Here is a 14,232-nt window from a genome sequence, read left to right as displayed (position 1 = left end):
GCAGGTTCACTCCTCTTAAGAGATAGCCCCTAGTCTGTGACTAAGTCAAAGACCGTACTAGAAATTGCACGGTCTTTGAAAATTTTATTCAATCCAAATCATCAGTTTGTTAGCTATTTTTCAAATTAAAAATGCTAATTCACCCCATCATTATGGACAATTTCTGATAGATAAGTATCAATAGCCTCTCCTTGAAGGAGGATCTCTTTCTTTCCCTGTGAAGAGAAAATGCCTTGCGGGATTTCTATGACTTTTAAGGCTTCAATATCCTTACGGTAGATTCGTTTAGTGTAATAAAACTTATCTGTTCTCTCAAAATCTAGTTCTTCTGCTAGTTTTTTTTCTTCTGTATCAAGAAAACTTAGAATTATCTCATAATAATCTTCAAAAATTGTTCGAGAATTCAAGGCAGTAAAGAGATGAAACCACCGACCTTGATACTTTAGCTCGTAAGAAAGTTCATAAAGATAGTCTAGTTCACTCTCATCAAGTAACCTGACAAAGTGATCCTTGTGCAGATTACCAAGAACATCTACATACTCCTCAAATCCCTCTAATTTTTTATTACTTCCGATTCTAATTTTTCCTTGATAACGACTTGCTCGAAATAAGTTACCCTTAAATATAGCTTTCACTGTTATTATACTCCTTTATTTTTTCTGCATCCATGTATTAAACTCACCATCATAAATATACTGTTTCACAAGGTTGCCTGATTTACTATCATAGACACCGATGGTATCCCCATGCTGAAAGTGATAGTTTGCTCCTTTTCGCAGCTCGTATTCTGGTAAGACAATATTTTGTGAACCTGTAAAGCCTCGACCCGTAAAAGGATATTCTCCAACTTTAGGTTCTTGTAATGGAATATCCAGTCGCATCTTAGAATCTAAAGTGAAATTGATTTTGGAATAGGTTTCATCCGTCTGGAGATTATATGGTGTATTCTGATAATCCATACGGTTGCCTTCAAATACTTCCTCTAAGGTTTTCAAACTAGCCGAGTGTGAATCAACTGATACAAAACCTGAAACAGTATTGTGCCGACTATTTGGCTGCACAATTCCCTCAACATACTTGGTCGGAATTATCTTAGCCATCCTGGTATCTGAATCTGGCAAACCTATCTGCAAGCGAATATCTCGAACGATTGCTGTCTGCTTCGCCGAAAGAACCGAATCCGCATCGGTCAAATAAAGAAAATCATCGATACTATAACCTCGTCTATTTATGATGTCTGCGACTTCCGCATTTGTGTAAGCAGAAACGCTGGGAGTTCTAACATTTCCTGTAATTTCCGAAAAATCTATGAACGCACCAATGATTGAGGTTGCTGTTGTTGAACTTCCCTTCACCCAACCATAGTGCTTGGCCACCAGCTTCACATCATCGCTGGCCTCCAATCCTGTTCGTGGATCAAGGCCGGTCTTATTGACATAGGCATTGAGCTTCTCCATGTACTGTGGGTCGCGCCAGTCAATCAGTTCTTGAGCCATCAACTCTTCAAAGCGATGATAAAGGTAATCTTTTTTAGCTTTTCCGGATGGATCCGCTAGAGCGTAGGGGATGTCCATTCCCAAGCGGGGTAATAAGAGATAGCTATACTTGCTTGTCAGCTCCTCCAAGCTCATAGAATCAATAGCTTCCTTGTCCGTCGCTTTTAAATTGGCGTACATGGTCTGGAGATTTTTTATCTGTTGAAGTGTGAGGTCTCCCCTTGCTTTCAAATACTGATAACGGGCACGGATAGCATCTATTTCTTTGGGACTGAGTTTAGTTCCTGCATAGCGACTGTCAAAACCTGCCCCAATGTATACACTGTTGACATTCACCCTGATGATGTTCCCGTACTTCTCCTCTATCTCCGCCAAACTCATCTTCTGCAGTTTCGACTGAAAATCATCACCGACACCCTGAACCTGCAGGTCCAACAGGCTGACCCCTCCTCTTAAGAGATAGGCTCCGGTCTGCGGATCAACGGTCGCGTGTTTGAGGATATTGACTCCGCGTAGAGAGGCGAGGAGGTAGTTCTGACCAGCCGTAAACAAACCACTGGTACTCGAGCTAAACTCACCCAGCTTTCGAACTTTCTCCTGGAGTTGGCGAATCTCTTCCTCCAAGACTAGCATGTGTGATGTAAGATGATGGAGCAGGTTGGTCTGAGAAACCAGGTCATCTCCACCTTGTTGGTATTGCAGGAGACGGGACTGGTGATGCAGGCTGGAGACCATATTCTGCCGAATCCGAATCTGTTCATTCAGATTATCCTCATCTAGGATCTCATTGGGCATGGCACTATCCAAAGCCCGATAGCTGGACAAGCCCTGGCTCAACTCTTCTATCGCTGTGCTGGCATGCTGCATCGTAGGCAGGATAATGTCATCAAAAACAGCCAGACCTGACGAATAGGCCTGACCTTTCAGCTCAACCGTCAAGACACTGGTTAACTGTTTGCTCGCCTGTGTGAGAGACTGGAGGATACTCCCTGCTTTCGCAAGATTGCCTTCCATGACCCGAATCAGATTCTGCGATTCACTCTTACTATAGACTAATCCCATGGTAAGGCATTCCTTTCTTTGTGCAGTCTTTCAACCTCATCATCCAAACGACGGCTAAAGGTTTGATAGGCTTGTTGGACATCCTCGTAATCTTCCTGCATTTTTGTGTCAAAATGATGCCTTTGTTCTGCAAGATGATTTAAGTATGTCTGGGACTGCTCACTCCCCTTCATAAACAAGTCATGCTCTAATTGTTCCAATCGCCGATAGCTCGTTTGCGACTGTCCCTGTATATCTTCTATCAGTTCAAAAATCCGATTGCGTTGAAGGCGGAGTTCATCAATTTGGTCTTCCTTTTCAACAATCTTGCGATAATAGGCTTGACGTTCTTCGTGATTTTTGTCTGCTTTTTCAAAAACCATCTCATCTCCTATTTCATTGTAGCAGAAATAGCTGCGGCGCCTTGAGAATCCACCTCTTCAAAGGCTGCTGCAATTTTGGGGATCTTGTTGGCGACTGCCTTCACCTCTTCAGCGACTGTCCCTATTTCAGCTAAGATTGAATTAGCTAGGATACTGGCTTCTTGCATGGACGACAGGTTACTAACGGATAAATGAACCGTTTCCCCTGACTGGTGAAGAGTTGCATCCGAAAATCCAGACACGGCAGATTGAGCGGCCTGGCTACTCGACTTGATTTCTGTCATGGCTTTCCTCCATTATTTGTGTTCTATAATATCATATTTTACATAAAATAACATCTAAAAACTTTTTTAGAAAAAGTAACATACTTCAAGTCCAGCTCGTTTTCTCAAAAATCCTGATAACATATAAACTCAGTAATAGACTGTTAGAGTTCAAAAACTCTAAACTAGGACTTGTTGACGAAAGTCTCTCTTTACATGTCGAGTCCCATTTCCCCCCATAAAATCAAGACTACTATATCCTTTTTGATTTTGACGAAAAAAAGAGGGAAACCCTCTTTTACAATATCACGCGGAAAGTGATGGTATCTCCCTTGTAATGGACCGATATTTTGCCCTTAAAAATCTTGACAATCCCTTCTGCCATAGAGAGTCCAATACCAAAGCCTGAAACCTGGCTGTTATGGGATTCGTCTTCACGGTAAAAGCGATTGAAGAAGCGGCTGTAATCTACCTCGCTCCCTTCAGCATAGGTGTTGGACACTTCAAAGCGGGCCTGACGAAGGGGCGTCTGGTTGAGACGGACCTGAACCTTGCCACCTGGGTCACAGTACTTGCAGGCATTGTCCACCAAGATGGTCACCAGCTCAAAGAGGGATTTTTCCTCCGCCTTGACCTGAATACCTGGCTGAATGTCCATTTCAAAGTCCTTGCCATCCTTGATGAGGGCTGCCTTGAAGTCTTCCGCCGCATCCTCAGCAATCTGTGAAAAATCCACTGTTGACAGGACAATGTCAGGCTGTTCCTCCATCTTAGCCAGAGTCACCATGCGATTGATCAACTCGGTCATCCTGTGAACCTGGTCCTTGGTCGACTTACTCCACTCCGTTTCCCCCTCCAGCAATTCCTGCATTTCTGTATTGGCAGAGATAATAGCCAAAGGTGTTTTGAGTTCATGGCCTGCATTGGCAATGAAACGTTTTTGCTTCTCAGCATTTTCCACATAGGGCTTGATGGCTCGGCCAGAGAAGACGAAAACGATGAGAACAAAGAGAATCAGGCTGTATAGGGAAAGTTCGATGGAGGCACTAAAGAGGTCAGAGCGGTGATGGACAAAGGTACTGGTATCGAGGACTACCACGAAAGAGCTCTGTTCCGACTGGCTCTGGACTCGGTAAGCATAGGTATTGTCGTCCATGGTGATTAGACCATCATCCTGGCTGTAATCCACTAATTGGGAAAAATCTTCTAAATCACTAGTGGCAAAGTCTCGGACATGGGCCAAGTCACTGCTGGTGATGGCCTCCTCGCTGTCCACTGTATAGCTAAAATAATTGAGCTGTTGGACCTGATTGACAGATAGCCGCACATCTTGCAGTTCTTCTTTCAGGGTTTCTTCATCTGGTAACTTCCCTTCATTTTGGGTCAAGAGGTCCAGTACGATGGCAATTTCGCGGTTGTTTTGAAAGAGTTCAAAGGAATTGAAAATACCTACAAAGACAATCAAGATGGCCATGACCGCAGCCGATGCGATGAGGATAAATTGGAGACGAATCTTAGTCAGCATCTTCATGACATACCTCCACCAGTCGGTATTCCCCATCCTTATCGCCCAAAATCTCAATGTCCGCATGCAGGGCCTTTAATTTCTGCCTCAGATAAGAAATGTAGATGTAGACGTAGCCCTCATCGATCTCTGGATCGGCATCCTTGGCCCAGATATGGTTAAAGATTTCCTGGGTGGACAGGTCCTTGCCCTTGTTGAGCATGAGGTATTCCATCAGCTTGACTTCCTTGCCGGCCAAGCGAACTGCATTAGTAACTGCCAGTTCCTGCTGGGCCACATTGAGGGTGACGCTGCCGACAGTCAGGATATTTTCTGTAAAGACACCCAACCGGCGCTCCAAGGAAGCCAGTCTGGCCAAGAGTTCCTTGAGAGATATGGGTTTGGTCAAATAATCATCGGCTCCGCTATCCAGGCCTGTAATCTTGTCTTCCAGCTGACTCATGGCTGTTAGCATCAGGATATGGGAGGTATTGCCTGCTGAGCGTAGCTCGGCCAGGGCCTCCAGGCCCGTTTTGACCGGCATCATAATGTCCAAAATAAAGACATCAAAGGCCTCCTTGCGTCCCCTGTCTACCGCTTCCTGGCCATTGGCAACGGCCACGACTTCATAGCCCTGGTGCTCAAGGGCTGCTGTGTAAACCCTCGATAGGGAAATCTCGTCTTCCGCCAATAAAATCTTCAATGCCATCTATTCACCACTTTCTGTCATCAAATTGCGTATGGTCTGCATGGTCAAATCACAGGACGCCAGCTCATCTGCACAGCGCTTGAGTTCCTTGACAATTCGTTCTGGATTTTGAATGTCCTTCTTGTACTTGAGCTGGTGCTCCAGGCTAGCCCAAGAATCCATGGCAATGGTTCGCAGCTGCACCTCGACGAAGTAGCTGCCAGGATTTTGACCCAGGCAATCCTCAAAGGGTGTCTCCACTTCTAAAATCAGGTGATAGGACCGGTAGCCGTTGGGTTTTGCCTCAAATACAAAATCCTTTTCATTGTAAACCGAAACTCCGTCCAAGGACTTGATAAAGGCCACTGTCTGGTAGATATCATCCACAAATCCGCAGATAATCCGGATGCCAATACTGTCCCGAATCTGCTTGAGAGCCGACTCGGTTGTTGCAGGCAGCCCCTTTCTCTGACACTTATCCAGCATGGATTCGGAGGATTTGATCCGAGCGCTGATATGCTCATAGAGTTTAAAGCCTGTTTTCTTTTTTTGCTCCTGACTGGCTCGCTCAATCTGGCCCAGCAGCTGCTCTAAAATCTGCTTCAAGTGGGCTTCATAAGGCCCATAAATACTGGTCTGGTTCATAAAAAAACCCCAATCACTTTTTCTCCATTATACCACAGTTTCATAAAGCAAACTAAAAAACTCTGGGGAGGATTTTTGAATAAAAAATAGTTTTTTTGTTGACAAATGTATAATTATACAATATAATATCCATTATATTATTTTTATGCAAATTTCCCCTGAAAACAAGGGGTTCCTTTTGTCAAATAGAATGGAGAACTGATGAAACTGACATCCTTTTTAAAAGAAATTGATTATAGCAAGGAAGAATTGACCTATCTGATGGATGAAGCCATTCGCTTCAAGCAGCTCAAGAAGGACAAGATTCCTCACAATGAGCTGACCGGCCTCAATATTGCCCTGGTTTTTGAGAAGGCTTCGACCAGAACCCGGGCAGCTTTCACGGTGGCGGCCCAGGACTTGGGCATGAATGCCACTTACCTAGGAGCTTCCGAGATACAACTGGGCAAAAAAGAGTCTGTTGTGGACACCGCTAAGGTCCTCGGTTCCATGTTTGATGGTATTGAGTACCGCGGTTTTTCCCAAGAGGCTGTGGAAGATTTGGCCAAATATGCTGGGGTTCCCGTCTGGAATGGCTTGACTGACCAGTGGCACCCAACCCAGATGCTGGCTGACTTTATGACCCTGAAAGAGCATTTTGGTTCACTTGAGGGCCTTCATCTGGTCTATACAGGTGATGGCCGCAACAATGTGGCCAACTCCCTCCTAGTCACTGCTGCCATCTTGGGTGTCGACATCACCATCCTGGCCCCTGAAAGCCTGCAGCCTGAACAGGCCGTCATCGACTTGGCCCATGAGCACAACACAGGCGCCACCATCACCATCACTTCCGACCCTGCTGCCATCAAGGGGGCCCATACCATCTATACTGATGTTTGGGTTTCCATGGGAGAGGAAGTGGACTTTAAGGAGCGGATTGACTTACTGCTGCCTTATCAGGTCAACCAGGCCCTCTTGGACCAGACGGAAAATCCTGATGTAGTGGTTCTCCACTGCCTGCCCGCCTTCCACGATACCAAGACCAGCATTGGCCTTGAAATCTATGAACAGTATGGCTACGAATCACTGGAAGTAACAGACGAGGTCTTCCAAAAAAATGCCGACATCATCTTCCAAGAAGCTGAAAACCGCATGCACACCATCAAGGCGGTCCTCTACCATAGCTTAAAGGATGGGGAATAGACCAAAGTTTCATCCCCCTCATTTCCTTCATTTCTTCCTTGGGAAAACTATGCTATACTAGTCTTGTACTAGAAAGGAAGTGCTGCTATGTGTGTTAACTGTGGGATTTTATCAGAATTATTTCGGGCTCAGATGCAGTATCCGACAATCGGTTCAAAGCGGGTCTACCAACTCCTCAAAGATCTGCTCCTTCATGGGCGTTTAGAGCTCTACACAGAAGCCCCCTATCGATTTGAGCAGGGGCTGGCTGGGCGAGGCGACTTTTATTTTCAATGCCCTGCATGTGGGGCCTGCTACTTCTTTAGCAGGAATCCGGATGGCAAGTGTGTGTATGGTCCTCTTGCTGAAATCCCAAATCATCTCAAATAAACTTCTGCATGTAAAAAGCAGTTCCTGGAGTCTTCCAAGAACTGCTTTTTTTATAGGGCTTTTACAGCTGCAAGGGCTGCTTCGTAGTCTGGGTGTTCATTGACATTGTCCAGATACTCTGCGTAGGTGATGCGATTGTCCTCGTCCAGAACCAGGACTGCACGCGCCAAGAGGTTCCACTCTTCCATCAAGAGGCCGTAGGCTTTGCCAAAGGAATGGTCATAGTAATCCGAAAGGGTCACAGCCCCTTCCAGTCCTTCTGCGCCACACCAACGGGCCTGGGCAAAGGGCAGGTCACAAGAGACGGTGATGACCACTGTCTGGTCCATCTCCGCCAACTCCTGGTTGAAGCGGCGGGTCTGAGTGGAACAGATGCCTGTGTCAATGGATGGAATGACACTGATGACCTTGCGGCCAGTGAAGTCAGACAGGGATTTCTTGGTCAAATCCGTCGCTAGGATGGTAAAATCTGGGGCCACTTCTCCCACTTGGGGCTGCTTGCCTACCAGGGTCACTTCTTTTCCGATAAAGGTTGTCATCATTCTGCCTCCCAAAAGTCTTTTTCTTTATTGTAAGCATTTCCAGGAAAAAATACCAATCATTTGATTGGGAAATAGATGAAGAAGAGGCCCTACCTGTCCAATGTTTAGCTCTGTCAGTCTGGTAAATCTCCTTCTAACATGGCATAAACATAGCTGTCCGTCCACTCACCCTTAGACCAATAATCCTGGATAAAATGGGCTTCTCTGCGCATGCCAATCCGCTCACACAGTTTGGCTGAAGCCAGATTGCGGGCATCCATATTGGCCTGGATTCGGTGGATGGCATAATCCCTAAAGAGGCTCCGCACCACTGCTGAAAGAGCCTCGCTGGCATAAGCAAAGCCAGAATAGTTTTTGTTAAAGGCATAGCCAATTTCCACTGTTTCTTTCATATCCGTGTACCAGATGGCGATGTCTCCAATGACCTTGTCATCCGCAAGAACAGCCAGGCTCAGACTGCTCTTTTGACCCAAACTCCGCTGGTTTCGTTTTCGCTCAAAATGCTCATCCCTATCTTTATCCGTCCAAGGCTCATGGAGCAAAAAGCGACAGGTTTCCTCATCTTCATAAATTTCAAAGATGTCTTCTTTATCCTCGACTTCAAAAGGCCGAATATTCAATCTCTCTGTTTTAAGCTGCATTTTCTCTTTCTCCCTGATTTATATATGGTTTTATCAACTTTTTCAGATAGCTGGTTCATCCATGTTATTATAGCATGAAAAGAGTTTGGGACAAAAGTAGTTCCAAACTCTTTTTTTCGTTTTTGATACTTATAGCGCAGTGGTTGAGTGGGCTCTAACAATCTGGGGGATTGTTAGAGGTTGGAAATGAAACAAACGGAGTTTGTGTCAAAATGCGCTGATAAATCAGCTTTTACAGCCCTATACGATTGATGCGAACGGTGTTCGCTCTATTTCCAACCTCCAAAGGTTTCCCAAACCTTTTGATGCGAACCGAGTTCGCCTTATCTCCAGCCTCAAACTGTCTCCCAGACAGTTTGAGCTATTCGGAGGTGGGACTAAAACGGTCTGGGGATAGACTGTTTCAGCTCAACAACTGGAAATAAAGACTTGTTGACGAAATCGAATTTCTTCGAAATTACCGATGTCTGTCCCACTCTCTTATGATTTTCCTGGCTTAAAACCTTTCAGGCGCAGGGCGTTGAGGAGGACAGAGACGGAGCTGAGACTCATAGCTGCACCTGCCAGCATGGGATCGAGAAGTGGACCGCCAAAGACATGGAGAAGGCCCATGGCAACGGGGATACCGATCACATTGTAGGCAAAGGCCCAGAAGAGGTTCTGCTGGATATTGCGGATGGTGGCGCGGGAAAGCTGAATCGCAGTGGCCACATCTGTCAATCTGTTGCGCATGAGAACGATGTCAGCGGACTCGATGGCCACGTCCGTGCCATTTCCAATAGCCATCCCGATATGGGCCTGGGCCAGAGCTGGAGCATCGTTGATGCCATCTCCGACCATGGCCACATGCCGACCTGCTTCTTGGAGTTTTTTGACTTCTCTGGCCTTGTCCTCTGGCAAGACATCGCTGAGAACACGGTCGATGCCCACCTGCTTGGCAATGGCTTGGGCCGTCAGCTGATTATCACCCGTCAGCATGATGGTTTCAATCCCCATCCCATGGAGGAGGGCAATGGCCTCACGGCTGGTCTCCTTGATGGTATCTGCTACTGCAATCAGGCCAAGAAGCTGCTGATGTTGGCCGACATACATGGGCGTTTTCCCTTGGGCAGAAAGAGCTTGGGCTTGCTGCTCAAAATCCCCTAATTCAATGCCTTGCTGGACCATCCACTTACTATTACCCAAGTAAAGGGTCTGACCTTCTATGTTGGCGGAGATTCCAAAGCCCGATACCGCTGTGAAATCCGATAATTTGGGCAATTCCAGTTTTCTGGCCTTGGCTGACTCGACAATGGCTTCGCCCAGCGGATGCTCTGAGCCTTGCTCAGCTGCTGCTGCCAAGCGGAGTAGCTCTTCTTCTGATATGCCTTGCACCGCCATCAGGTCTGTCACAGTCGGCTTTCCTTCTGTGATGGTTCCTGTCTTATCAAAGACAATGGTTTGGATTTTCTTAGCCTCTTCCAAGGCGTCACCAGATTTGATGAGAACACCGTATTCGGCTCCCTTGCCGGTACCGACCATGATGGCCGTTGGTGTTGCCAAACCGAGAGCACAAGGACAGGCAATGACCAAAACCGAAATGAGGATGGAGAGGGAGAATATCCAGGACTCCTGTCCCAAAAAGAACCAGGCAAGACCTGACAGGAGGGACAGGCCCATAACGATTGGTACAAAGACAGCAGAAACCTGGTCAGCCAATTTAGCAATCGGTGCCTTGGACCCTTGGGCTTCTTGAACCAGCTGGATGATTTGTGAGAGGGTGGTATCCTTGCCCACCTTGGTTGCTCGGAAGGTAAAGGAGCCGTTCTTATTGATGGAGGCTCCAACCACGGAACTGCCCGCTTCCTTGGCAACAGGGAGACTTTCCCCGGTCAACATAGACTCATCCACAGTAGAGCGCCCTTCCACTACTTGGCCGTCAACTGGGATCTTTTCCCCGGGCCTAACGACCAGCAGCTCCCCTACCAAGACCTGTTCCAGTGGGATTTGTACTTCTGCACCGTTGCGGATAACTCTTGCTGTCTTAGGGGCCAAGCCCATTAGTTGCTTGATGGCCTGAGAAGTCCGACCTTTAGAGACCATCTCCATGTATTTGCCCAGAGTAATCAGGGTCAAAATCACGGCTGCTGACTCAAAATAGAGTTCGGGGTGGCCACCATGATGGACTGTGATTTTTCCCCGAGCCAAAAGGCCTGTCATGATGATCCCCTGCAGTAAGGCAGCACTGGTCCCAATGGCAATGAGGGAATCCATATTGGGATGGCCTGCCAGAAGATTTTTAAAGCCTCTGATGTAGAAACTACGGCCTAGATAAACCACGGGCAAGGTTAGGGCCAATTGAGTCAGGGCATAGCGGACCGATTGGTGGGCCGGATTCAGAAAAGCTGGCAGGGGCAGACCGCCCCAGGGGAGCATGGGACCCATGGCCAAATAGAGCAAGGGCAGGGTAAAGACTGCCGACCAGACAAAGCGAATCCAGAGTTCCTTGGTTTGCATTTCCTGACGATCTGGAGCAGGTTCGGTACTGGTTGCCTCCGTTTGGGGAAGGGCCTGATAGCCCGCCTTGGTCACTGCTTCCACAATCTGGGATGGGTAGAGATTCTGTCCATCATAAGTGACTGTCAGCTTTTCCGTTGCCAGATTGACACTTGCTTCCTCAACTCCTACTAATTTGCCAACAGCCTTTTCCACTGTCAGGGCGCAGGTGGCACAGGTCATGCCTTCGATGTCAAAGGTTTCCATTTTTAAATCCCGGACCAGTCGATAACCAGCCTTTTCAACAGCAGCTTCCAAATCCGCAAAAGACAGGGCCTGATTATCATAGACCAGGCTGACCGTCTCATTGGCTAAATTGACACTGGCCTGGTCTACGCCATCCAGTTTTCCCAAGGCTTTTTCTACTGTCAGCGCACAAGTGGCGCAGGTCATACCTTCAACTGCATAATTCTCTTTTGCCATCCTTCTCTCCTTCTGATTACATTTGTAATCTTATTATACAAGTTTTGATTACATTTGTAAACAAAGTGCTTCTAAAAAATCTGAGACCAACTGGTCCCAGACTCCTTCATTCTATTTTTTCCCCGTCAGCATGCCAGTAATGCCCCGCATGAGGATGCGGCCTGCTTCTCGGCCAACGGCAGACATGACATTCTTGGTAAAGCGGTCCATGGCTGAATCCGTTTTTCTTGAGCTGCTGGTTTTCTGAGCTGCTTTTTCCTCCGCTTTCTCGGATTTTTCAGCCTTTTTCTGAGCTTTTTCGGCTTCTTCTTTTTCCAGAGATTCCTTCAGAGCCGCTTCTTTTTCCTGGGCCCAGGCGGAGATTTGCTCATGGGCGGACTCCCGATCGATGGCTTCTCCGTACTTGTCCATAAGGCTGGAGCGGTTGATGAGTCCATTGATCAAACTTGGATCGGCCGTTCCCAAAAGACTCTTTGGTGGATAAATCATGACCCTGTCCGCATAGGTTGGGGTGCCATCCGCTGCCAGGACGGAAACAACTGCCTCTCCCACCTTGAGCTCCTGAATCACCTTGGCCAAGTCCTGGCCCGCTTCCTGACGGAAGGTATCTGCCACCACTGTCACTGTCTTCAATTCCTTGGGTGTAAAGGCGCGGAGGCCATGCTGGATGCGATTACCCAGCTGGCTGGCTACACTGTCTGGAATATCGGTCGGATTTTGTGTGACAAAGAAGACTCCGACACCCTTGGAACGGATGAGGCGCACGATGAGTTCAATTTTTTCCAAGAGGACCTTTGGTGCATCCTTGAAGAGGACATGGGCTTCATCAAAGAAGAAGACCATCTTGGGCTTGTCCAAATCGCCCACCTCTGGCAGTACTTCATAGAGTTCTGACAGGAGGGCCAGCAAGACCGTCGAATAAAGGGTTGGCTGGCTAAAGAGCTGTGTGGCATTGAGAATATGGATGACCCCGCGGCCATTCTCATCTGTCTGCATCAGGTCGGCAATGTCCAAACTTGGCTCACCAAAGAAAATCTTGGCACCCTGCTGCTCCAAGACTACCAGGCTCCGTAAGATGGCCCCGACAGATCTGGCTGGAATATTGCCATAATACTGGCTGAGTTCAGCCGCATTTTCTGCTACAAAGTTGAGCATGGCTCTCAGGTCCATCATATCAATGAGGAGGAGGCCCCGCTCATCTGCCACACTAAAAGCGATATTGAGAATACTTTCCTGGGTTTCATTGAGGCCCAAGAGTCTGGTCAAGAGGACTGGGCCCATTTCGGAAATGGTCATCCGAACAGGAATCCCCTTTTCGCCTGTCACATCCCAGAGCTCGACAGGGTAGCTGGCTGGCTCATAGTGTGCATAGTGGGTCGCTTCCAAACGTTCTGCAGAGACAGGTTCTGTATTTTCCTGGGCCAGACTGATGAGGTCGCCCTTGATATCAGAGAGAAAGACAGGAATTCCGGCCTCACTCATCTGCTCAGCCAAGACCTTAAGGGTGACTGTTTTTCCTGTGCCGGTTGCTCCGGCGATAATACCATGACGGTTGAGGCGCTTGAGCTGCAGCTCAGCCACTGACCGACCATAGCCAAATTGTAACACATCAGACATGCTTTTTTCTCCTTGAAGATTTTCTGACTCTATTTTACCATAATTCCTTAGAAAAATAGCGGTCCTAGACTAGCTTGTTGACCTAGAGCCAAAACTTTTGTAAGATAGGAAATAGAAATTGATTCCGAAGAAAGCAACTTTGCCATGAAAGAGATTTTTTCCCATTACCAACCCCAGCCTCTGGGCCAAAAGAAAGTTTACAGTGTCCTTCTCCCCCTCATCAAAATCAGAGGAGAATGGCATATCCTCTACCAGGTGCGCAGCGAATCCATCCCCCAGCCAGGAGATGTATCCTTTCCAGGCGGGGCTGTTGAAGCTGGTGAAAGTTTGCAGGAGGCAGCTGTCCGTGAAACCTGTGAGGAACTACAGCTCCAACCCCAGCAAATCGATGTCTTTGGCGAGATTGACTACTTTGTTCACCACCACAGGACCATCCACTGCTTTGTCGGACAAGTCCTGGTGGAGGATTGGCAGTCCATCCAGCCCAATCATGACGAGGTGGCCAGAATCTTCCCAGTCTCCCTTAAAAGTTTGATGCAGGAAGGACCCACCTATCATTCGCTGGCCTTGACAGTTGATTTGGAACAGGATTTTCCCTTTGACCGTATTCACAGGGGACAAGACTACCCCTTTACCGAAAGGGCCCGCTCCATCCCATTCTATGACCAAAAGGGTGAAACCATCTGGGGCATGACCGCCCTCTTCACCCACCGCTTCACAGAAATAGTAAAGACAAACAAAAAAATGCTTGACCTTGTACTGCCCCCAAAAAGTTAGACAAAAAATAATTAGTGAAAGGATTTGGTTCTGTACTGAACAGGACTAAGTCCTTTTAGTTTTGCTTTAATGCGCTTGTTATTGTAGTAAAAAATATAATCCGTGATGGCTTGTTCCAAGTGTTCC

Annotated in this window: 15 protein-coding genes; 3 read left to right on the top strand and 12 right to left on the bottom strand. The window is 47.3% G+C overall.

From position 1 onward, the window contains the following. Window positions 1-134: 134 nt before the first annotated feature. The 7 genes from ACEYCN_RS00695 to ACEYCN_RS00665 all read right to left on the bottom strand — a co-directional run bounded on the left by ACEYCN_RS00695 (window position 135) and on the right by ACEYCN_RS00665 (window position 6,020). Entirely contained in the window at window positions 135-635 is a 501-nt protein-coding gene (locus ACEYCN_RS00695; RefSeq protein WP_373712383.1) for a hypothetical protein, read from the bottom strand. A gap of 15 nt (window positions 636-650) precedes the next feature. Beyond that, window positions 651-2,558, bottom strand: a complete 1,908-nt coding sequence (locus ACEYCN_RS00690; RefSeq protein WP_373712382.1) for a hypothetical protein — start codon at window positions 2,556-2,558, stop codon at window positions 651-653. Further along, the gene (locus ACEYCN_RS00685) at window positions 2,549-2,920 is read right to left on the bottom strand and encodes a hypothetical protein (protein WP_373712381.1); all 372 of its coding nucleotides are present in this window, start codon (window positions 2,918-2,920) and stop codon (window positions 2,549-2,551) included. Before ACEYCN_RS00685 ends, ACEYCN_RS00690 begins: the two co-directional genes overlap by 10 nt. A gap of 8 nt (window positions 2,921-2,928) precedes the next feature. Next, window positions 2,929-3,204, bottom strand: a complete 276-nt coding sequence (locus ACEYCN_RS00680) for a hypothetical protein (RefSeq protein ID WP_373712380.1) — start codon at window positions 3,202-3,204, stop codon at window positions 2,929-2,931. Window positions 3,205-3,481: 277 nt separating this feature from the next. Continuing rightward, on the bottom strand, window positions 3,482-4,708 hold the full coding sequence (locus ACEYCN_RS00675) for a sensor histidine kinase (protein WP_373712421.1): 1,227 nt from the start codon (window positions 4,706-4,708) through the stop codon (window positions 3,482-3,484). Next, window positions 4,698-5,396 carry a response regulator transcription factor gene (locus ACEYCN_RS00670; protein WP_373712379.1) on the bottom strand — a complete coding sequence of 233 codons (699 nt, stop codon included), beginning with the start codon at window positions 5,394-5,396 and terminating at the stop codon, window positions 4,698-4,700. The genes ACEYCN_RS00675 and ACEYCN_RS00670 overlap by 11 nt, the downstream gene beginning before the upstream one ends. Continuing rightward, window positions 5,397-6,020 (bottom strand): GTP pyrophosphokinase family protein, encoded by a 624-nt coding sequence (locus ACEYCN_RS00665; protein ID WP_373712378.1) that lies wholly within the window; start codon window positions 6,018-6,020, stop codon window positions 5,397-5,399. Between the two features lie 201 nt (window positions 6,021-6,221). Between ACEYCN_RS00665 and argF the strand changes: the two genes are divergently transcribed. Both argF and ACEYCN_RS00655 read left to right on the top strand, forming a co-directional pair. Then, window positions 6,222-7,202 carry an ornithine carbamoyltransferase gene (argF, locus tag ACEYCN_RS00660; RefSeq protein WP_373712377.1) on the top strand — a complete coding sequence of 327 codons (981 nt, stop codon included), beginning with the start codon at window positions 6,222-6,224 and terminating at the stop codon, window positions 7,200-7,202. A gap of 87 nt (window positions 7,203-7,289) precedes the next feature. Then, complete coding sequence (locus tag ACEYCN_RS00655) at window positions 7,290-7,571, top strand: hypothetical protein (protein WP_373712376.1); 282 nt, start codon at window positions 7,290-7,292, stop codon at window positions 7,569-7,571. Window positions 7,572-7,621: 50 nt separating this feature from the next. Here the strand turns inward: ACEYCN_RS00655 and tpx are convergent, their stop codons facing one another. From tpx to ACEYCN_RS00635, 4 genes are all read right to left on the bottom strand, one after another. After that, window positions 7,622-8,110: a thiol peroxidase gene (gene tpx / locus ACEYCN_RS00650; RefSeq protein WP_373712420.1), complete on the bottom strand. Its 489-nt coding sequence runs from the start codon at window positions 8,108-8,110 to the stop codon at window positions 7,622-7,624. A 116-nt stretch (window positions 8,111-8,226) separates the two neighbouring features. Beyond that, window positions 8,227-8,754 carry a GNAT family N-acetyltransferase gene (locus tag ACEYCN_RS00645; protein ID WP_373712375.1) on the bottom strand — a complete coding sequence of 176 codons (528 nt, stop codon included), beginning with the start codon at window positions 8,752-8,754 and terminating at the stop codon, window positions 8,227-8,229. 480 nt (window positions 8,755-9,234) lie between these two features. After that, the gene (locus ACEYCN_RS00640; RefSeq protein ID WP_373712374.1) at window positions 9,235-11,712 is read right to left on the bottom strand and encodes a heavy metal translocating P-type ATPase; all 2,478 of its coding nucleotides are present in this window, start codon (window positions 11,710-11,712) and stop codon (window positions 9,235-9,237) included. A gap of 111 nt (window positions 11,713-11,823) precedes the next feature. Then, on the bottom strand, window positions 11,824-13,329 hold the full coding sequence (locus ACEYCN_RS00635) for a helicase HerA-like domain-containing protein (RefSeq protein ID WP_373712373.1): 1,506 nt from the start codon (window positions 13,327-13,329) through the stop codon (window positions 11,824-11,826). A gap of 144 nt (window positions 13,330-13,473) precedes the next feature. Between ACEYCN_RS00635 and ACEYCN_RS00630 the strand changes: the two genes are divergently transcribed. Next, complete coding sequence (locus ACEYCN_RS00630) at window positions 13,474-14,106, top strand: CoA pyrophosphatase (protein ID WP_373712372.1); 633 nt, start codon at window positions 13,474-13,476, stop codon at window positions 14,104-14,106. 11 nt (window positions 14,107-14,117) lie between these two features. On the opposite strand, the gene ACEYCN_RS00625 is transcribed toward ACEYCN_RS00630, so the two are convergent. Then, a partial coding sequence (locus tag ACEYCN_RS00625) for an IS3 family transposase (protein WP_373712419.1) occupies window positions 14,118-14,232 on the bottom strand: 115 nt, incomplete at its 5' end.

Source organism: Streptococcus sp. (assembly GCF_041802885.1).
GTDB lineage: Bacteria > Bacillota > Bacilli > Lactobacillales > Streptococcaceae > Streptococcus.
The sequence above is the reverse complement of the archived record's forward strand: the minus strand, read 5'-3'. Positions and strand labels throughout refer to the sequence as shown.